The sequence below is a fragment of the Halobacillus salinarum genome, assembly GCF_022919095.1.
GTDB lineage: Bacteria > Bacillota > Bacilli > Bacillales > Halobacillaceae > Halobacillus_B > Halobacillus_B salinarum.
Genome location: NZ_CP095073.1, coordinates 1,355,288 through 1,374,126, shown reverse-complemented (window position 1 = coordinate 1,374,126; position 18,839 = coordinate 1,355,288). Strand labels below are relative to the sequence as shown.

21 protein-coding genes are annotated in these 18,839 nt (G+C 42.0%); 9 read left to right on the top strand and 12 right to left on the bottom strand.

Annotated elements, in window-relative coordinates; translation table 11 throughout:
- Positions 1-5: 5 nt before the first annotated feature.
- The 5 genes from MUN89_RS22075 to MUN89_RS07005 all read right to left on the bottom strand — a co-directional run bounded on the left by MUN89_RS22075 (position 6) and on the right by MUN89_RS07005 (position 5,375).
- Positions 6-944, bottom strand: coding sequence for a C39 family peptidase (locus MUN89_RS22075; protein ID WP_396266101.1), 939 nt, complete (start codon positions 942-944; stop codon positions 6-8).
- A gap of 421 nt (positions 945-1,365) precedes the next feature.
- Positions 1,366-2,322: a mannose-6-phosphate isomerase, class I gene (manA, locus tag MUN89_RS07020; RefSeq protein WP_244712494.1), complete on the bottom strand. Its 957-nt coding sequence runs from the start codon at positions 2,320-2,322 to the stop codon at positions 1,366-1,368.
- A 114-nt stretch (positions 2,323-2,436) separates the two neighbouring features.
- Entirely contained in the window at positions 2,437-3,846 is a 1,410-nt protein-coding gene (locus tag MUN89_RS07015) for a sucrose-specific PTS transporter subunit IIBC (protein WP_244712492.1), read from the bottom strand.
- A 160-nt stretch (positions 3,847-4,006) separates the two neighbouring features.
- The gene (locus MUN89_RS07010) at positions 4,007-4,996 is read right to left on the bottom strand and encodes a LacI family DNA-binding transcriptional regulator (RefSeq protein ID WP_244713627.1); all 990 of its coding nucleotides are present in this window, start codon (positions 4,994-4,996) and stop codon (positions 4,007-4,009) included.
- Between the two features lie 124 nt (positions 4,997-5,120).
- A complete protein-coding gene (locus MUN89_RS07005; RefSeq protein WP_244712490.1) occupies positions 5,121-5,375 on the bottom strand; it encodes a hypothetical protein in 255 nt (84 codons plus the stop codon).
- A 331-nt stretch (positions 5,376-5,706) separates the two neighbouring features.
- Here MUN89_RS07005 and MUN89_RS07000 point away from each other — a divergent pair, with 331 nt between their 5' ends.
- From MUN89_RS07000 to MUN89_RS06985, 4 genes are read left to right on the top strand one after another with little or no spacing between them, the layout of a single operon-like run.
- Complete coding sequence (locus MUN89_RS07000) at positions 5,707-6,999, top strand: homoserine dehydrogenase (RefSeq protein WP_244712489.1); 1,293 nt, start codon at positions 5,707-5,709, stop codon at positions 6,997-6,999.
- A gap of 2 nt (positions 7,000-7,001) precedes the next feature.
- A complete protein-coding gene (thrC, locus tag MUN89_RS06995) occupies positions 7,002-8,057 on the top strand; it encodes a threonine synthase (protein WP_244712488.1) in 1,056 nt (351 codons plus the stop codon).
- Positions 8,054-8,353 carry a homoserine kinase gene (locus MUN89_RS06990; protein ID WP_244712487.1) on the top strand — a complete coding sequence of 100 codons (300 nt, stop codon included), beginning with the start codon at positions 8,054-8,056 and terminating at the stop codon, positions 8,351-8,353. Before thrC ends, MUN89_RS06990 begins: the two co-directional genes overlap by 4 nt.
- Before the next feature lie 8 nt (positions 8,354-8,361).
- Positions 8,362-8,985, top strand: a complete 624-nt coding sequence (locus MUN89_RS06985) for a homoserine kinase (RefSeq protein WP_318036136.1) — start codon at positions 8,362-8,364, stop codon at positions 8,983-8,985.
- 11 nt (positions 8,986-8,996) lie between these two features.
- Here the strand turns inward: MUN89_RS06985 and MUN89_RS06980 are convergent, their stop codons facing one another.
- Positions 8,997-9,482 (bottom strand): VanZ family protein, encoded by a 486-nt coding sequence (locus MUN89_RS06980; protein ID WP_244712486.1) that lies wholly within the window; start codon positions 9,480-9,482, stop codon positions 8,997-8,999.
- A gap of 142 nt (positions 9,483-9,624) precedes the next feature.
- Between MUN89_RS06980 and MUN89_RS06975 the strand changes: the two genes are divergently transcribed.
- On the top strand, positions 9,625-10,002 hold the full coding sequence (locus MUN89_RS06975; RefSeq protein WP_244712485.1) for a hypothetical protein: 378 nt from the start codon (positions 9,625-9,627) through the stop codon (positions 10,000-10,002).
- 42 nt (positions 10,003-10,044) lie between these two features.
- Here the strand turns inward: MUN89_RS06975 and MUN89_RS06970 are convergent, their stop codons facing one another.
- Positions 10,045-10,554, bottom strand: a complete 510-nt coding sequence (locus MUN89_RS06970; RefSeq protein WP_244712484.1) for a sigma-70 family RNA polymerase sigma factor — start codon at positions 10,552-10,554, stop codon at positions 10,045-10,047.
- Between the two features lie 170 nt (positions 10,555-10,724).
- Between MUN89_RS06970 and MUN89_RS06965 the strand changes: the two genes are divergently transcribed.
- From MUN89_RS06965 to MUN89_RS06955, 3 genes are all read left to right on the top strand, one after another.
- Positions 10,725-11,210, top strand: coding sequence for a sigma-70 family RNA polymerase sigma factor (locus tag MUN89_RS06965; RefSeq protein WP_244712483.1), 486 nt, complete (start codon positions 10,725-10,727; stop codon positions 11,208-11,210).
- A gap of 148 nt (positions 11,211-11,358) precedes the next feature.
- Positions 11,359-11,646, top strand: coding sequence for a hypothetical protein (locus MUN89_RS06960; RefSeq protein WP_244712482.1), 288 nt, complete (start codon positions 11,359-11,361; stop codon positions 11,644-11,646).
- 161 nt (positions 11,647-11,807) lie between these two features.
- Positions 11,808-11,969 (top strand): hypothetical protein, encoded by a 162-nt coding sequence (locus tag MUN89_RS06955; protein WP_244712480.1) that lies wholly within the window; start codon positions 11,808-11,810, stop codon positions 11,967-11,969.
- A gap of 155 nt (positions 11,970-12,124) precedes the next feature.
- Here the strand turns inward: MUN89_RS06955 and MUN89_RS06950 are convergent, their stop codons facing one another.
- From MUN89_RS06950 to MUN89_RS06940, 3 genes are all read right to left on the bottom strand, one after another.
- Positions 12,125-13,021, bottom strand: coding sequence for an AEC family transporter (locus MUN89_RS06950; protein WP_244712478.1), 897 nt, complete (start codon positions 13,019-13,021; stop codon positions 12,125-12,127).
- Between the two features lie 260 nt (positions 13,022-13,281).
- Positions 13,282-14,175 carry a cation diffusion facilitator family transporter gene (locus MUN89_RS06945; RefSeq protein ID WP_244712477.1) on the bottom strand — a complete coding sequence of 298 codons (894 nt, stop codon included), beginning with the start codon at positions 14,173-14,175 and terminating at the stop codon, positions 13,282-13,284.
- 114 nt (positions 14,176-14,289) lie between these two features.
- On the bottom strand, positions 14,290-15,204 hold the full coding sequence (locus tag MUN89_RS06940; RefSeq protein WP_244712476.1) for a peptidoglycan-binding protein: 915 nt from the start codon (positions 15,202-15,204) through the stop codon (positions 14,290-14,292).
- A 162-nt stretch (positions 15,205-15,366) separates the two neighbouring features.
- Between MUN89_RS06940 and rbsK the strand changes: the two genes are divergently transcribed.
- Entirely contained in the window at positions 15,367-16,248 is an 882-nt protein-coding gene (gene rbsK / locus MUN89_RS06935) for a ribokinase (RefSeq protein WP_244712475.1), read from the top strand.
- A 41-nt stretch (positions 16,249-16,289) separates the two neighbouring features.
- Here the strand turns inward: rbsK and galT are convergent, their stop codons facing one another.
- Both galT and galE read right to left on the bottom strand, forming a co-directional pair.
- Positions 16,290-17,825 (bottom strand): UDP-glucose--hexose-1-phosphate uridylyltransferase, encoded by a 1,536-nt coding sequence (galT, locus tag MUN89_RS06930; protein ID WP_244712474.1) that lies wholly within the window; start codon positions 17,823-17,825, stop codon positions 16,290-16,292.
- A gap of 23 nt (positions 17,826-17,848) precedes the next feature.
- Positions 17,849-18,838: a UDP-glucose 4-epimerase GalE gene (gene galE / locus MUN89_RS06925; RefSeq protein WP_244712473.1), complete on the bottom strand. Its 990-nt coding sequence runs from the start codon at positions 18,836-18,838 to the stop codon at positions 17,849-17,851.
- Position 18,839: the final 1 nt, after the last annotated feature.

Here is an 18,839-nt window from a genome sequence, read left to right as displayed (position 1 = left end):
AAAAGTTATTTGGTGACTACAATGGCCTGACTGCCCATTTGTTCCCAGGCTTTTTCAAAATCGCTTCGATTAACAGCCTGATTCTTTTGACCATAAGGATTATTTATAAATACTTGATTCTTTGAGTAACCTGTCAAAACAACGCTGTGTACGCTGTAAGTAACCTGAACCGTACCTTGTGGAGTAGCCCACGACTCCCAATTATTCACTGGCTTGAATCGGGTGTTGATGATGATCCATACCGGCCGTCCTTCCGCCAATTGGTCATAGAGGGCTTGAACTTTACTCCCTGTTAAATCCTTTACCTGTGAACCCACGTATTGTTTCGCAAGTTTAAACATCGGTCCATGGTAAACTGTTAATCCTGGTCCGGTCTCTAAGTTTCCTACAAACCCTAAGTTAGGATTCCCCTTTTTACCATTAGCGTAGGTGAGCGGGACTCGAGGTAAGTTATCTGCCAGCTGATTCTTGGTGACATCGATATTAAAATAATTTAATACCATGGCAAGACTTGTGACTTCACAACCGTTGTAAAGCGTAGGGTCATCCATCTGATTGATTAAAGGGACGTCAAGTGGTTCAACAGCGGCAGGAGCTTTTCCAATAGCGATTTCCAATCGATCGAGTCCTTCCGTCTTTTTAACTGGGTAATCTAAGCTTTTTTCCACAAATGCTAGAGGAAGAAAAACAGAGCCATCATGACTAAGCACTTTTGCCGGAGTTTTTGTTTTTTCTTCTGCCGGCACCAAAGGAACCCATTTTCCATCTTTATTGGCCACAACATCCTCTTTCCTTAGTTCCCAGCGATCGGATTTCGTTGTGATAACAACAGTTCGGTCGAGTATATTTTCTTGAAAAGAATCGCCCATTTGTTCTATAACCAACCTAGCCGGAACATAAATTTCTCCGTCTTTTTTAAAAATTTTTCCATTTTCTACTTCCATTCCTCTGACCTTCAATGAATATTCTCTATGCGGCCTGTCAGCTGAACGACTGGGAGCAGAGAGCTTCACTGGTAGAGGAGATTCCATCGACGCCGAGGCGAAAAGTATTGGGGCAGCAGGTGCTTTCAAAGCATGAAGAATTTGGTCTCTGCCCAGCCAATTCTCTCCGTTTTGAAATGTAGAGTTCTGCAAACGATGCTTCGTCAAAAAATGATCAGGGATTGTACTGTAATCCTTGATGGTTAGACGATCGGCTTCAACGAATTTTAATGGAATGAGACAGATTGTTAGAGTGAACAATAAAATAAAGCTAAGATAGTGAACGTATGTTGGTTTCATAAATACCTCGTTTTGTTATTATTGGATGATATTGGCATAAAAAAAGAAGTCTCCGTTTCTAAGCGGAGACCTTTGATTAAACCTAATTATTTGAGCGGGAAGTGATAAGAGATGCTTTCCCTTTTAAAATAAATTGGCTTATTGTAGCTGGAATAATAAAATGATCTCCTTTGTGAAAGGGAAAAGATTGTTCATCGATGATGACTCTGCCTTCACCTTCAAGAACGCTGAACAGCAAATAAGGAGAAGGAGCTAACGCCTGGCTTTTACCGTCAAGATCTAAGTGATATACGGAAAAATACTTTTCTTCCACTAATGTTTCCTTCTTCAGCCCTGCTTCAATCGAATGCGGGTGATTTAATTCAGGATCCTGATGCGGGACAGCTGTGACTTCCAAAGATTGCTCAAGATGAAGCTCTCTATTCCTTCCATCATTGTCCGTACGATCATAGTCATAGACACGGTATGTAATATCAGAACTCTGCTGGGTTTCAAGGATTTGTATTCCTTCGCCAATCGCATGAATGGTGCCGCTCGGCACGTAAAAAAAGTCTCCGGGTTTAACTTTTACACGGCGGAGAAGCTGATTCCAGTGCCCTTCGTTTACCATGGTAGTCAGCTGTTGTTTATCTTTCGCATGATGTCCGAAAATTATTTCTGCATTTTCTTCGCAATCAATAACGTACCAGCATTCTGTTTTCCCGTAATTCTCTCCTTCGACTTCCCTGGCATACTCGTCATTTGGATGAACCTGAACCGATAGATCCTTCTTAGAATCTAAAATCTTTACAAGAAGCGGAAACTCTTCTCCTTCCTCATTCGCAAACAGTTCCCGGTGCTCCTGCCAAGCGTCGGCAAGGGTTTTCCCTTCTAAAGGTCCGTTGATGATCCGGCTGGGGCCGTTGGCATGTCCGGAAATACACCATGCTTCACCTGTTTGATCAGAAGGTATGGAGTATTGAAAGATTTCCTTCAGCTTCGTGCCTCCCCAAAGACGTTCTTTAAATTCCGGTTGTAAAAATATAGGTTCGTTATACATTCGTGCACCTCGTTCCCGATTGATGTCAAAGGTATTGTATCATAAAGTAGCATCCCTGTGTTTCATGAATAAAGCCAGATCTCTAATAACTAGATCCGGCTTTACAGCACTAATTTACCCTTTGTTTTTGTTAAGCATATCATCATTGAAGCCAAAGGCCCACGTCAAACCAAACGCAAGTCCTATAGCAATAAGGTTCGTTAAAATATAAAAGATCACTTGATAGAGGTCCCCGATATAGAGTAATGTTCCTGGAATTACTGTAATAGCCATCCCTGTAGCTTCAATTCCACTTAGTGAAGCAAAGAATCCTCCGGCAGCCCCACCAATCAATCCCATAATAAACGGCTTCATATAACGAAGGTTCACCCCAAAGATCGCAGGCTCTGTAATTCCTAAAAAGGCTGACAGGGAAGACGGAAGAGCTAAAGCTTTTAATTGCTTTGACTTCGTTTTCAGCCCAACGGCTAAAGCAGCTCCGCCTTGAGCGGCAATCGATGCTGTTATGATCGGATTAAAAGCGTTAGTACCGACGCGATCAAGCAGCTGAATTTCTAATAAGTTAAAGATGTGATGCACTCCTGTAATAACGATAATCTGGTGTGCGAATCCAATTATTAATCCACTCAAACCTAAAGGTAAGTCCAGAATCGCTTTGGTTCCAGCAAAAATGCCGTTCTCGACAATGTGAAACACAGGTCCAATAATGAACAAAGCTAAAGTAATCATAATTAACAACACAAGAAATGGTGTAAGGATCAGATCTAAATATTCCGGGACACGTTTCCTAAGATTTTTCTCGAGCTTTGCACCAACGATCCCCGTAATAAATGCCGGCAGCACAGATCCTTGATAGCCGAGCACCGGAATAAAGCCGAAGAACTTAATAGGCTCTACATCGCCACCGCCGATATCCCACGCGTTAGGGAGTGCTGGTGATACGAGCATTAACCCTAATACAATACCGAGAATGGGGCTTCCCCCAAATACCCGGAAGGTTGACCACGCGACTAAAGCCGGCAGGAAAATAAAGGCCGTGTCAGTTAACACCTGCGTGTACAAAATAAAATTCTCCGGCAGACTATCCGGAGTTAAGCCAAACCAGCTTAACAGCAATGGCTGAGTAACCAACCCACGGAGCCCCATGAACAACCCAGTTGCTACAAGAGCTGGGATGATAGGAACAAATACATCTCCAAACGTGCGGATCCATCGTTGGAAGGTGTTGCCCTGATTTTTGGCTTCTTCTTTCATTTCCGCTTTAGATGTGCCTTCAATATCAAGTTTCATGACTTCCTCATACATTCGATTGACTGTTCCTGTGCCAAAGATCACTTGCAGCTGTCCGGAATTGTAAAAAGCACCTTTCACTTTCTCAATGTGTTCCAAAGAGGATATGTCTGCCTTTTCCTTATCATGAAGCATAATTCTCAGTCTGGTGGCACAGTGAGCAACGGAACGAACGTTGCCTTCTCCGCCAGCTGCTTCAATGACCTGTTTTGCAATTTGAGCATTATCAGCCATGTTCATTCTCCTTTCCATATTTGTGTAATCGATTACATACTACCTAAAAAAATAATAAGAGCAGGTTTTGGCAATCGAATAAATTTCTAATTCATTTCAATTGCCAATTATGAATAATAACGATGTGTGATCGATTACATGATTACGTTTTCATTTTGAACTATACACTATCTCTTTGAATCAGTCTATAGGAAAGTTCAATTTTGTCTTCAATTTCTTCATGATTGAGCTTGGCCAGCAGAAGTTCAGCAGCTTTTCTTCCAGCTTCTTTATTGGAATAATCGACTGTCGTTAATGAAGGTGTAATATATTTCGACATAAGCGAAGCTCCTATTCCCGCTACGGCCATATGCTCAGGGATTAAATACCCCTGTTCTTTCAAATACTCCATTGCCCCGATGGCCATCCGGTCTGTGACGGCAAAAACCGCACTTGGTTTTACGTCCTTGCTGTTTCTCAAAATTTTTTTCATGGCTTCATAGCCCGATTCTATCGTAAAATCACCTTTCTCTATCCATTCCTTATGAATGGGAAGACCGTTTTGTTTAAGGGTATCCAAGTAGGCTTGCTGACGCAGCTGTCCTACGGCAGGATCCTCTTCACTTACGCCGATAAAACCGATACGCTTATGGCCGCGGTGGACCAGCATGTTGGCTAAATCTGCTGAAGCGTGATAGTCATCATAGACCAGCGAAGCTACACCGGGCAGCTGCTGTCCGATGGATAAGAAAGGCAGATCTGCCTGCTGGATCGCCTGGGTAAGCGCATCATTCACATTCGTCGCAAGGAGGATAATTCCATCTACATGGCGGCTCTTAAGCAAGCGGATATATTCAATCTCCTTATTTTTGTCCAATTCTGTATCGGTTAACAGAATTTGAAACCCCTGTTTTGCAAGTACCTCATTGATGCCATTTACTACTCTTGTAGCTGTCTCCGTGCTCAATCTTGGCAGGATCACCCCGACCACATTTGATCGCTTTGTGCGGAGGGATTTGGCTGATTGGCTGGGAAGGTAGCCAGTCTCTTCCACTATTTTCATAATTCGTTTACGTACATCCTCACTCACATAACCACTATCATTCAGCGCTCGGGACACAGTAGTTCTCGAAACTTTTGCCATTTCGGCTATATCATTAATGGTTGTCATCATTTTAACCCCCATGGAATCCTTTTCATATGATATGGTAGTGAAAAATTGCACAAATGTCCAGACTTATCTTTCTAATTGTAATAATCCCAGAAGTACGATCTTCTGGGATTATTATGTAAACCTATTCTTTTTCCGGCACTTCCAGGATCCTTCTGAAATGTTCTCTGATTTTATAGTCAATGTAATCGTCTCGCGAAACAATAAATTCCTTCAAATTATATAAGAAACTTTCTTTCGCTGCGATGCGTGCACCTTCCATCATAAAATCATCTTTCTTACCGATAATCCCCATTTCTTGAATAATGCTGGCAATTAGTGCTCCATATTTTTTTATGATTTTTGCAAGAATGATAGGATCCTCAAAGAACCGTTCCACCCTTTCCCCTCCTTCTATTTTCATCTAGGCATAATTACTTATAATTTATTTTACAAAATTAGTCAAGATAGTTAAAAACAAGTAATTCTCATTCGGACTAGGAAGTCATGCTTAATTATGCTGTATACTACAAGTTTTCTATGATTAATTGCTATATTTTTACACATTATTAACATAGCTCCGCTATTTATTAAAGTTTCGTAAAAGTGTGAAGATTACTAAAATCGAGACTAATCTTTCTATTCTCTCTTGTAGTCTTTAATTATTTTCGTTACAATGTCCTTTATATAAAGAAACATGTACTTTTGAAGTGGACAAGGAGTGTGAAACGATGAAAAATTCCATTACCCTCGGTTTATTAGGTTTAGGAACAGTGGGTTCAGGCGTAATAGAAATTCTTAATGACCATAAGGAAAGTATTCAACATAAAACAGGATGCGACGTATCCATTAAAAGCGTACTCGTTCACGATTTAAACAAACCTAGAAACCTTCCAGCAGAAACACAATTAACAGAAAACTATCATGATATTACAAGAGATCCAGAGATTGACATTATTATAGAGGTCATGGGAGGGATCGATCACACCCTTACGATATTACTCGAGGCCATCGAGCATGGAAAACATATCGTCACCGCCAATAAGGATCTAATGGCTGAGCATGGAGCAGAACTTTTTGCAGCCAGTCAGGAAAGCGGATGCGACTTATATTATGAAGCTAGTGTCGCGGGAGGCATCCCCATTATCCGTTCAATTATTGATGGACTTTCTTCTGATAGGATTAGGAAAATGATGGGGATTGTCAATGGGACGACCAACTACATCATGACGAAAATGTCCCAGGAGGGCACGAGCTTTGATGAAGTTCTTAAAGAAGCTCAGGAACTGGGATTCGCGGAAGCAGACCCAACCGCTGATGTGGATGGATTAGACGCAGCTAGAAAAATGACCATTCTGTCTATTTTAGGGTTTTCCATGCCATTTAATTTAGAAGATGTGGAAGTCAAAGGTATTCGCGGATTATCACTTGAAGATATTAATTATGCAAAACAGCTTGGCTATCAAATTAAGTTGATCGGCATAGCAGAAAGTGATCGTTCAGGCGTTTCAGTCAGCGTAGAGCCTTGCTTGATTCCAATCCATCATCCACTTTCCTCAGTAAATGATGAATACAACGCTGTTTATGTTTATGGGGATGCTGTTGGAGAAACGATGTTTTACGGCCCGGGTGCCGGAAAACTTCCTACAGCCACAGCTGTCGTTTCTGACTTGATCGCAGTAATTAAGAACATCCGTCTTGAAACTACAGGAAAAGCTTATGTACAGCCTCAATTCTCTAAACATTTAAAAAGTAAGAAGGAGCAGCTGGCAAAAAAATATATTCGGCTCCACGTTGTGGATGAACCAGGTATGTTGATGGAAATCACAAAAATATTTGCCCAATACGACATATCGTTTGATCAGATTATCCAAAGGGCCACGGAAATCGAAACAGAACGTGAATTGATCATGGTTACACACCAAGTTAGTGAAGAAGATTTTAACAGAGCAAGCAATCAATTGCACCAGCTTGAATCGGTTCGGACAATCAACAGCATTTTCCGAGTAGAAGGAGACGATTAACGATGTGGAATGGTTTACTTGAGCATTATAAAGAATTCATGCCTGTAACAAAGAATACCCCCAAGCTCACTTTACTTGAGGGAAATACACCACTACTCTCAATTCCAACGATTTCCGAGGAATTAGGCATTGATGCGTATGTAAAAATCGAGGGAGCTAATCCGACAGGTTCCTTTAAAGACCGCGGGATGGTGTTAGCGATCGCTAAAGCCATAGAGGAAGGATCAAAGGCGGTCATTTGTGCTTCCACCGGTAATACTTCCGCCTCTGCTGCTGCCTTTGCAGCACGAGCTGGATTACGTTGTATTGTCGTCATCCCTGACGGTAAAATTGCAGAGGGCAAGCTTGCTCAAGCCGTAATGTATGGGGCTGAAATTTTTGCGATTAAAGGCAACTTTGACCAGGCGTTAACAATGGTTCGGAAAATCGCTGAACAAGAGGCAGTCACCCTTGTTAATTCTGTTAATCCTTACCGTATTGAAGGGCAGAAAACGGGAGCTTTTGAAGTTTGTGAGCGTCTTGGCAAAGCACCGGATTTCTTGTGCATCCCTGTTGGAAACGCCGGTAACATTACGGCTTATTGGCGCGGGTTTAAAGAATACCATGACCGGCACCATACTAAGCTGCCACAGATGTTTGGTTTTGAAGCCAGCGGCTCAGCCGCTATCGTTCGAAATCAAGTCATTGAAGAACCTGAAACACTTGCAACAGCGATCCGTATCGGGAATCCGGCAAGCTGGGATAAAGCGGTGCAGGCAACGAAAGAATCTAATGGTTTCATTGATGAAGTCACTGATGAAGAAATCGTCGCTGCATACCAGTACCTTGCCGAAAAAGAAGGCGTATTTGCTGAACCTGCATCCTGTGCTTCTCTTGCCGGTACCATTAAAAAGGTCAAAGCAGGATTAATTCCCAAAGGTTCTACCGTCGTACATGTACTGACAGGAAATGGTTTAAAAGACCCTGCAACCGCTATCGAAACAAGTCCAGTAAAGCCGACCGTGATCGAAAACAATATCGAACAGTTTGCTGAGGCCATTTCAGGAGTACGCTCATGAATGGGTTTACGATTAAAATCCCTGCCACCTCTGCCAACTTAGGCCCTGGATTTGATTCTATCGGTATCGCGTTGTCTAAACGTGTAATATTGAACTGTCAGCCGGCAAATAAATGGGGATTTACAATTCCTGAAAAAGATCAAGCTTACATTCCTTCAGATACAACCAATTTAGTTTATAAAACAGCCTTGTACACAGCCAATTTGTATGAAGTCGCTACTCTGCCTCCTTATCATGTAACCCTGACCAATGAAGTACCAGTAGCAAGGGGCTTGGGAGCTCTTCAACAGCTGTAGTAGGAGGTATTGAGCTGGCCAATCAAATTTTGGGATTGAAGCTCAGCGATTATGATAAATTAAAGATCGCTTGTGAGATTGAAGGGCACCCGGATAATGTGGCCCCTGCCATTTACGGCGGGATAATGATTTCTTTTTATGATGACAGCCATTTGGACTTTGTCCAGTTCAACGAAGGATTGCGTGCACTTACATGGGTTGCTGTCGTACCGGATTATCCGTTGGAAACAGAAAAAGCCCGGGCCCTGCTACCTAAAGAGATCGATTATAAAACAGCGGTTCGTGCCAGTGCTACGGCAAATGTCCTTGTCGCCGCTCTCGCCCGCCAAAACTGGGCGCTCGCGGGTAAAATGATGGCTCGGGATCGCTGGCACCAGCCTTATCGGAAACAGTTGATTCATGGATTTGACACTGTTGAAAAAGCAGTTATGGAGGAAGGCGCACTCGGTTTATACTTGAGCGGAGCTGGACCGACGATGATTGCTTTATTTAATGAAATGAATCCATCGATCCTGCAGCGGTTATCCAATCAGTTAAAAGAATACAACGTCGAAGCTTTAACAGCAGACGAAAATGGAGTAGAAGCAGAACAATTCCACCTGCAGGCTAACGGATCTACAACCCAGCAATAACATTTGCTGGGTTATTGTTTTGTTTTTTTGAGTCTACTCAAAATTACGGCCATCCCTGCAGTAAGTGCCCCAAACGTATCCAGCAGGACATCCCCTATGTAAGGAGTGCGGTCTGGTGTAAACGTCTGATGGTATTCGTCAAGCGCAGCATAAGTACATGTAAACAGCAAAGCTGCACACCATACAAGCAGAAATTTCTCAGGAAATACGTTGGTTAACGTCCCAATTAACAAACACATAAGTAAAAAGTAAATGAAAAAATGAGCCGTTTTACGAATTAAAAAGTCCAACAATCCATCGATTCCGTGCGATGCTGCACTTACCTCACTATTATGATAGTGAAACTTGACCGATCCAAGCAGTGGTTGTAAATCTTCAACATTGACAAATGTCCTTATTGCCGGTCGTAAATCCTGTTGATGATACGGCTGGGAAGAAAACAAAAAAATTAACCCCATAACAGCTGCCGTTAACAATAAATATGTTATTTTTTTCAATTTTATATCCATCCTAATCTACTACTATTATTTTTCCTCCACTTCATTTAATAATTATAACTAAATAAACTTTACACTATTCATTTACAAATAATTTGTATACAATGTTAATAGATAAATATAAAAAGGGTGATCTATAAAAATGGCGAAGAAAAGCAAGCAGTACGATTATGACTTAAATGAAGTAAAACGGCTCATCAAAGAAACCGACAAAAATTATAGAGAGATCTCTGCAGAGACAGGGTGTCCCTACGCAAGTGTAGTGTATCATGGCCGAAAAATCCGTGGTCGCGTAAACAGGACACAAAACAGCATTTTAGAGGAAATGCCCCAATCTTTCCTGCCTGTTAATAATGGAACTGAGGAAAATCAAGTAGAGGATCACATGACTCAAGGCACTACTTTAAACATTTCGAGAAATGATATCTCCATTCAGGACGCTGAAGAGGAAGCCGCAAAAATGATTAAAGCAGCCAAAGCATTGGGGTTAAGCAAAATTAATATTACCATTGAAAAATAATCCATACACCCGGGCGGGTTAAGTTGCTTGCCTGGGTGTTTTCTACAGGCTGACTATATCATGAAGCGCCGGGATCGAGCTTAATTTATCTCTGGCCCGTCTGCCCCAATTTTTTACTGCATCCCGGGTGACGCCTTCAAGCTTAGCAATTTGTTCGACGGATAAATCATGAATAATATAATAATAGACCCATTTCCACTGGTTCTCCGTTAATTCTAAACGAACCTGCTCCCAAAAATAATCATCATGAATGCTGTTTTCGATCTGATAAAGTTTTAAATGGATATGCTCTCGTATAAATGCACTTTCCACATCTTTTGTTTTTGCGGACTTTCGTATTTGGTCAATGAGACGATTCCTTATTTTCCAGCTGATGTAAGAGGAAAACTTCCCTAATTCCGGCTTGTATGTAAGGCATGCCTGCCATAAAGCTTCCAAACCTACTGCGAAAAATTCCCCTGAATAATCGACAATATGTAAAGAACGGATATGATAGTAAATCAGCTTCTCGTTTTTAACTACAATTTCCTCAAATTCTTCATCTGTTATCACTGAGCCCCACACCCTTCATTTTAACTTCTCATATTATAATCGTCGTAAAAATGATTTTTGGTGTCACAAACAGATAATAAAATTCATTTTTTACAAAAATAGATTTCCATTTTCTGTTTACTCCTGCATAATACAATTAGAAAAAACAATTTTTAATGAAAGAGGGAACTATGAGATCAGCCACTCTGCCTTTCCAAGACTATGAACCGTACATTTACTATGCCTTACATAAACTTCATATTCCTCCTCCCCATGAAGATCACTACCAGGATGCCTATTTTATCTATCAGCGCTGTGAGAAGAACTACGATCCTTCCCTATCCAAATTTTCCACTTATTTTACCCAGCAATTTATTCACTTCTTACAGTCCCAACAAAGAACAGCACGTCTCAGGAGTCCCCAGGTACACATCATAGAGTCAGCTGTATTTCCTAAAAGCTTTTTACGAGACCCTTCCACTGACTGGATTCTTTATTATGACGTCTTTCACAACAGCGAACTGTCCCCGCTTGAAAGCACCATTGTCAAACTCTCCCTTGAAGAGTTCACCATCAACGAAATTTCCCGTATTCTGAAAGTCAGTCCTTCCACAGTGAATCGGAAGAAAAAGGGTATCAAAAAGAAATTAGGCAAAGTATTGAATACACCTTCATGAGTTTATCAATTTTGATAAAGGGAATTATAAATTAAAGACATGCGCCTTACTTCCCATGTCTTTATTCAGCTTGGAATACAGCATCAAACATTCAGAATATCCATTCTCACCCCACGCTTAAATGATATTTCTATACGGAGGCGTTCTTTTGGATCAATCCGCACGTTCACTCATCCCTTTAGAGAAAATTTGGCTGGACGGTATTTCCACTCGGTTTGCCCATGCATTTGTAGAGCGATTAGCCTACGAATGGATGGTCGAAATCGTCAACCCTTTTCCGATTCCTGTTATCGATGAAAAAGACGTTGTCCTTCAGATTTCTTTTGAACAGAACGATGGCACGGTATATTCATCAATTAATCTTGAATCCTATGAAGTGGAGGAAGGAACTGAACTTACGGTATATCGTTTTTTTATGTATCAGCCTGACGGATAGAATTACTTCTGAGGAGGTAGTTCTATTTTCTTTGACATTTTCACTTCAATCTCATACCCTTTGAAAGAAACGTTTTCTCCGTAAACTCTTCTTGTGAATGAACAGCTTCCACCTACATTCCTGTTCACTTACACTAGCCTTACAAGAAAGGAGCATGTGATTTGTTTTACTTACTTTTCGCCTTACTATTCGCAGGTTATCTTATCTTCGGTTATTTTACAGATTTAGATTTATCTTCCACAGCAGTAACCATTGCTATTGCTTTTATCCTCATCAATCTCTTTATGTTTTTCAAAGAGCGGAAAAACCGAAATTCTTCATGAAAAATGGCTGGGAGATGATTAAAAACCTCCCCTCTAAAGATAGGATTTGAGGCTCATCACACTTAAAAAAATCCGAATGATTGTGAAATCTTATCGTAATAAGTTCACCTTCATTCGGATTTTATAATGGCTGAAACTTTCTGGGTCTTCGTCTCTTAAGTCAGCAGAGTCAATGTAACAGGGATAGTCACAACACTAGCTAAGGTCGTAATTAATGTAATGCTCGACACTAAGTCAGGCTTAGAATCAAACTGAACAGCATAGATCGTCGTTGTCGCTGCTGATGGCATCGCTGCTGAAATGATCAGGACGCTTGCCATCACATCATTCATGGGAAGCAGAATGGTAAGCGCCCAGGCAATCAGCGGCGAACCGATCAGCCTTAATGCTGCTGCATAGGAAATCTTATCCCACTGCAGGTTCTTTACCGTGATATTCGCAAGCTGCATTCCGAGAAGAATCATTACCGATGGTATCGTGGCATCTCCGACGAGGGAAATACTGGACATAATATTGTCTGAAACCGGTACGGAGGCGAATTTCATGACCAATGCAATCACAACTGCATAAGTAGGAGGCATCTTTAATACGGTTTTGACAGCCATTTCAATGCCGGCTGCGCCTTTTGCAGCGTAATACACACCAAAAAAGTTCATTACTATTTGCTGAAGCACCATAAATGAGACAGAATAAACAAATCCTTCTTGACCGAAGGCAAATAATACAATCGGTGCTCCATAATTTCCGGCATTCATAAATGCAGTAGAAAGAATCAGTCCGCTTTCAAGCGATGTTTCCAGCTTCATGATAACCGCGATGAGTTTATTAACAGCTAATATAATGACCAATAAAAGTGCAGAAAACAAGAGCATAATAAAATATTCATTATTAAATTCCGCTTCATAAAAAGTTTTAAATACTAGACAAGGCAGCATGATATATAAAGCAACTGTTGAAACCGACTTAATTTCTAAATGAAGAATTTTTTGAAGGACATACCCAGCTACAAATACTAAAACTACAGGAAGTACAACTTGAAAAAAGATCGTCATGTACACCCTCCTTTCGCAATACTTCTATGAAGATTTGACAACTTTATTAGTTTATCAAATTTTTAAACGTTCACGCTAGATAAAAAACTCACCGTTATTTAAAATCCCCCATTACGAACCGCAGAAAAGCTATGACGACTGTCCTACGTAATAACAGTACTTAGATATGACGTCCATCTACCATAAAAAAACCGAACGAATGTGAAATCCATCTAAAAAAATTTCGCCTTCATTCGGAGGTTATATATGTTCTTTGACCTCTAAAAGTCATGTAAATGTAGTTCATTCAGCTTGAGTCCTTCACCCTCCAATTGCAAGGTAATATGCTCAATCGCGAAGTGTTCCTTTAGTAAAGCAAAAGCCTTGATCAGTATCTCATCGCGGTCACTTTCAACTTGAACGATAAGATGACTGCTAAGTGACGGATATCCAGATGTGATCGTCCATACATGCAGGTCGTGTACATCGATCACCTGGGGGATGGAAAGCAATCGAGATTTAACTTCATCCAAGGATATATCCACTGGTGTACCTTCCATAAGAACATGAATGGTATCTTTCAGCACACGAAATCCACTCACTAGGATGAGTATCGAGACAAACACACTGACAATTGGATCGGCAAGATTCCACCCTAGGAAAAGAATGAATAAAGCCGCAGCTATAGCACCAACAGAGCCCAATAGGTCACTGAGAACGTGAAGGAAAGCACTTCGTAAATTGAGGTTCTCGTTCGTATCCCCTTTGCTGTAAAGAATCCAGGCAGCAGCGAGATTGATGATCAGACCTAAGGCAGCTATACCGAGCATCCCATAGCCTGCTACTTCAGGAGGATCGAAGAAACGCTTCCAAGCTTCCCATACGATATAAATAGAAATGACAATTAACAGAATTCCGTTAAATAATGCAGCTAAAATTTCGAATCGTTTATAACCGAAAGATTTTTCAGCAGTAGATGTTTTCTTTGCTGATACTATAGCTAAGAAGCTTAAGCCAAGCGAAAAAGTATCACTAAGCATATGTCCTGCATCTGATAACAGAGCCAAACTATTGATCAGCCATCCCCCGATGAATTCGGCAATCATAAATGCAGTAATCAAAATAAAATTAATAAGCAAGGCTCGTTCGTTTCCCTTGTGGACATGAGAACTCATAATGTAACTCCTTTATTTAAGGTGTCCCTATTATTCACACAAACCACTGATATCCATTCACTGACGCAGGTTTTTCGATAACAAGACGAGTTCGTAAAGTCTGTACGCAGCGCATTAAAACATGACGTTCCACGTTAATGGCCCTACGACGCCATCCACCTCAAGATTATGTCGCTTTTGATATTCTTTTACGGCTGCTGTCGTTGCCGCTCCATAAACCCCGTCTGGCGTAACATGAACGGCACGTTGAATTCTTTTCACGTTTATTCCTTTACTTCCGCTTTTTATAGGGAATCCAGGATAGGGAATGACAGCTTGTATTCCTTGCCTGAGACTGATCACTTCTGCTAATTTCCTTCTCGTTACCTCTCCCGCTATCCCGTCAGTCTCCAATTGATAGGCAGCTTGAAATTGTTGAACAGCCCTTGCTGTTTCTTCCCCAAATACTCCGTCACATCCCCATTTGTTCAGCTGATAGCCTAACTTGCAGAGGTCATTCTGAAGCTCCTTAACCGCTTTTCCTTCGGACCCTCTTTCTAAAAGACCTATGTCCTTGCCGCTGCTTTTCCCTGCTTTCATTTCCTGCCAGCTTCGGCCGCGAGTGAGCTCCAAGTGAGGATAATCTTTAAACGACTTCCATTCTCCACCCCATACAAAACCAAGCGTTTTTGCAATTTCAGCAACTCTTCTCCAGCGTTTGTCCACTTTCCAGAACGCCTTTGTTCCGTCATCACTTACTATAAAATAGTCGACTGCAAGCCCGTAGTTATGGATGCTTTGGCCAGGCTTGGCATTTGTAACGATTTTTCCAGAATGCCCATAAGTCCTTCCCTGCCATGTATATCCTGGTCTTCCCTGTCCATAAAGCTTCGCCTGCTCTTCCATTGAACGATAGCCTGATGAGAACTGAACATAAATCTTTTCTTTGTAAGCAAGTTCAATAATCTTCACCACTTTTTCCTTAACTTCTGTTGTCACTTCACCTATATTCCTTAAACTGTGCTCTATTAATACCTGCCGGCTCACCATATCTTTCCCCTCCTTACTGTAGTAATCGTAAGAGCTACAGAAAAAGTGGCGGCTGTTTTGTTTGCAAATCCTTTGATATTCATTGTGCATCTCGTTAATATAGCTGAAAATAGAAGTATCCTAAAGTTAATCGTAAAGGAAAGAATGAAGGAGGCAAAACCAATGAAACAGCCAGTCGTTACAGTTGTCGGAAGCATTAACATGGATTTAACGATCTCCACCAATACCATACCTGCGCAAGGGGAAACTGTGCTGGGCAATCATTTCCACACGTATCCAGGAGGTAAAGGCGCTAATCAGGCCGTTGCTGCTTCAAGACTCGGAGCACACGTAAACATGATCGGAGCTGTCGGAAACGATGTCTTCGGGAAAGGTTTACTTGATCACTTACATAGAGAAGGCATTCATACAAACGGAATCCGCACCTTTAACCATGTGGGAACCGGGACTGCTACCATTATTCTGTCTGACCAAGACAATAGAATTATTGTTGCTCAAGGGGCAAATAAAGAGGTAACACCGGAACTTGTATCTGAAGAAGAAGCCATTATTGCAGAAAGTGATATCCTCTTAATGCAGCTTGAAATCCCCATAGAAACCGTAGAGTATACGTTGTCTATGGCTAATTCACACGAAATCCCTGTTATTATTAATCCTGCACCTTACCAGCCGATGAGTGAAAACATACTATTAAAGGCAGCTTATCTGACACCCAATCAGCTTGAGTGGAAGCAGCTTTCCAAGCATCATAACCTTGAGAACAGGCTAGATCAATTTGTGATTACTCAAGGCAGATATGGAGCGGTTCTTTACCAGAAAGGAGAAAAAAGACGCCTCCCGGCTCATCTCGTAAGTGTAGAGGATACGACAGGAGCAGGGGATGCATTCAACGGGGCACTGGCTGCCCAGCTAGCTGAAGGTGCCGACTTAGAACAAGCGGTCACTCTTGCCAATGCGGCTGCTGCACTCTCTATTACAAAGCAAGGAGCACAGACAGGGATGCCTTCGCGAAATGAAGTAGAAGCGTTTTTGAAAACACAATAAAATCCAGCCCTGCGAGGGACTGGATTTCTTCTTCTCACCTGTCAATTCTTTTCCTTTGTTGTGTGTAGTCGATCGATAAAGCGCAGAAAAGCTTCTCTTCCGCTGTCCGTCCGCTTGAACACACCAGCATGCTCTAATACTGTGGAGAACGTTTTTCCTATTTCCTGACGGAGAGTACGGTGTAGTTCCTCTTCTGTAAATGATCCATGTGTTATTACAATTTCCTTCGCCCAAGGTACGTGTTTAGCGGCACCTTCATCTTCCAGCGCCTTCGTAAAAAGCTCTCCATTCAAAATATATTCGGCAAGTGCCTCCATTTCCTTCACAAGCCGGCCGGGAAGGACAGCAAGCCCCATCACTTCGATTAAACCAATGTTTTCTTTCTTAATATGATGAACATCTTCATGTGGATGAAAAATCCCTAATGGATGGTCACTATTCGTGCGGTTGTTGCGAAGTACGAGATCCATCTCAAATTCCCCTCCCCGCATTCTGGCAATCGGGGTAATGGTATTATGCGGTTCTTCATTTGAAAAGGCTTCTATCCCTGCGGGTTCATCGCTGTATTGTTTCCATGTTTGTAAAATCCGTTCCCCGAGCTCTGACAGTCGATCACGGTCCTTTCCTTTGATACGGATGACAGACATCGGCCATTTGACAATCCCTGCCTCTATGTCTTCAAAATCCTGGATTGTAAAAGTATGTTCTACCGGAGCTTTCGCCATCGGAAATTCATGGTGGCCGCCCTGAAAATGATCGTGGCTCAGAATGGAACCCCCGACTATTGGAAGATCGGCATTGGAACCTACAAAATAGTGAGGAAGCTGTTCCGTAAAATGAAGCAGCCGTTTAAATCCTGCTTTGGAAATTTCCATCGGCCTGTGTTCCCGCGAGAAGACGATCGCATGCTCATTATAATAAACATAAGGGGAATATTGTAAAAACCAATGCTCCCCCTCCAAATCGACAGGAATAATTCGGTGGTTGTCACGTGCCGGATGATCCATGCGGCCGGAATAACCAACATTTTCTTTACATAGCAAGCAAAGCGGGTAATTAACTGAGGTATTCGCTTTTTCAGCAGCAATCGCCTTCGGATCCTTTTCCGGCTTGGAAAGGTTGATTGTGATCTCAAGATTGCCGTACTCCGTCTCACTATACCAATGCACATTTTTAGCAATCCGCTCGGTGCGAATATAATCAGTATCTTTAGAAAGCTGGTAAAAATAGTGTGTGGCAGCTTCAGGGCCATGCGTTTCGTATTTCTCGTAAAAGTTTCGAATAATGTAGGAAGGACGCGGGACGAGGCAATCCATAAGTTTCGGATCAAACAAGTCCCGCTGGGTGGTCGTGTTGTCATCAATGAAGCCTTTATCAACGGCATAATCCAGCAATTTTTCAAGGACAGGTGTTGGATTCTCCAATTGTTCTACAGGCAGGGGCAGGGAAGGTTCTTCCCCCTCGAGGCCGAGAACCCTGAATAAAGCATTTCTCGTATAATCTACATCCCACACAGCTATTAAATTCTTCTGTAATCCATACTGAATCAGCCGTTCAATTTCATGATACTCATTCACGTTCTTCACCTCTTCCTTTCCTATTATTTTTCGTATCCTTCAGGATGGGCCTGGAACCAATCCCACGCAGTTTGAATCATCGTATCCATTTCGGCATGCTGTGGATTCCAGTTTAGTTCCCGGTTAGCTTTCTCTGAAGAGGCTACGAGCTGAGCAGGGTCCCCTTCCCGCCGCGGCGCTGTTTCAGCTGGAATCGGATGACCGGTCACTCGACGGGCCGCATCAATCACTTCCTTAACGGTAAACCCTTGGCCGTTGCCGAGATTGTAAGTCCCGCTTACTTCGTTAGTGTTTAATTTTTTTATCGCAAGCAGATGAGCATTTACAAGATCATGGACGTGAATGTAATCCCTCACACACGTGCCATCATCGGTCGGATAATCATCCCCGAATATCATAATTCTATCACGTTTTCCTTGTGCAACCTGCAGGATAATAGGGATTAAATGAGTTTCCGGACGATGATCTTCGCCGATTCTTCCATCCGGGTCCGCTCCGGCAACGTTAAAGTAACGAAGGATGACATAACGTATCTCGTAAGCTTTTTCAGCCCATTTCAATAATTTCTCTATGGCAAGCTTCGTTTCACCATAAGGATTCGTCGGATCGGTGGCATCTGTTTCCTGGATAGGAATTTGCTCTGGTTCTCCATATACAGCAGCAGTTGAAGAAAATACGATGTTTTTAACATTATGCTCAGCCATAGCCTTCAAGAGGCAAATCGCTCCATGAACGTTATTATCATAATATTTTAATGGCTGCTCTACGCTTTCCCCGACAAGCGAATCCGCCGCAAAGTGAATCACATCATCTATTGAATTCTCTTCAAACACGCGATTGATAAACGTCTGGTCACGTAAGTCGCCTTCATAGAAAACTGCTCCATCCAGGACTGCATCACGGTGTCCTTTTTGTAAATTATCGACGACAATGACCTCTTCGTTTCGATCCAGCAATTGGGCCACAGCATGACTCCCGATATATCCTGCGCCCCCACAAACTAGTACACTCATT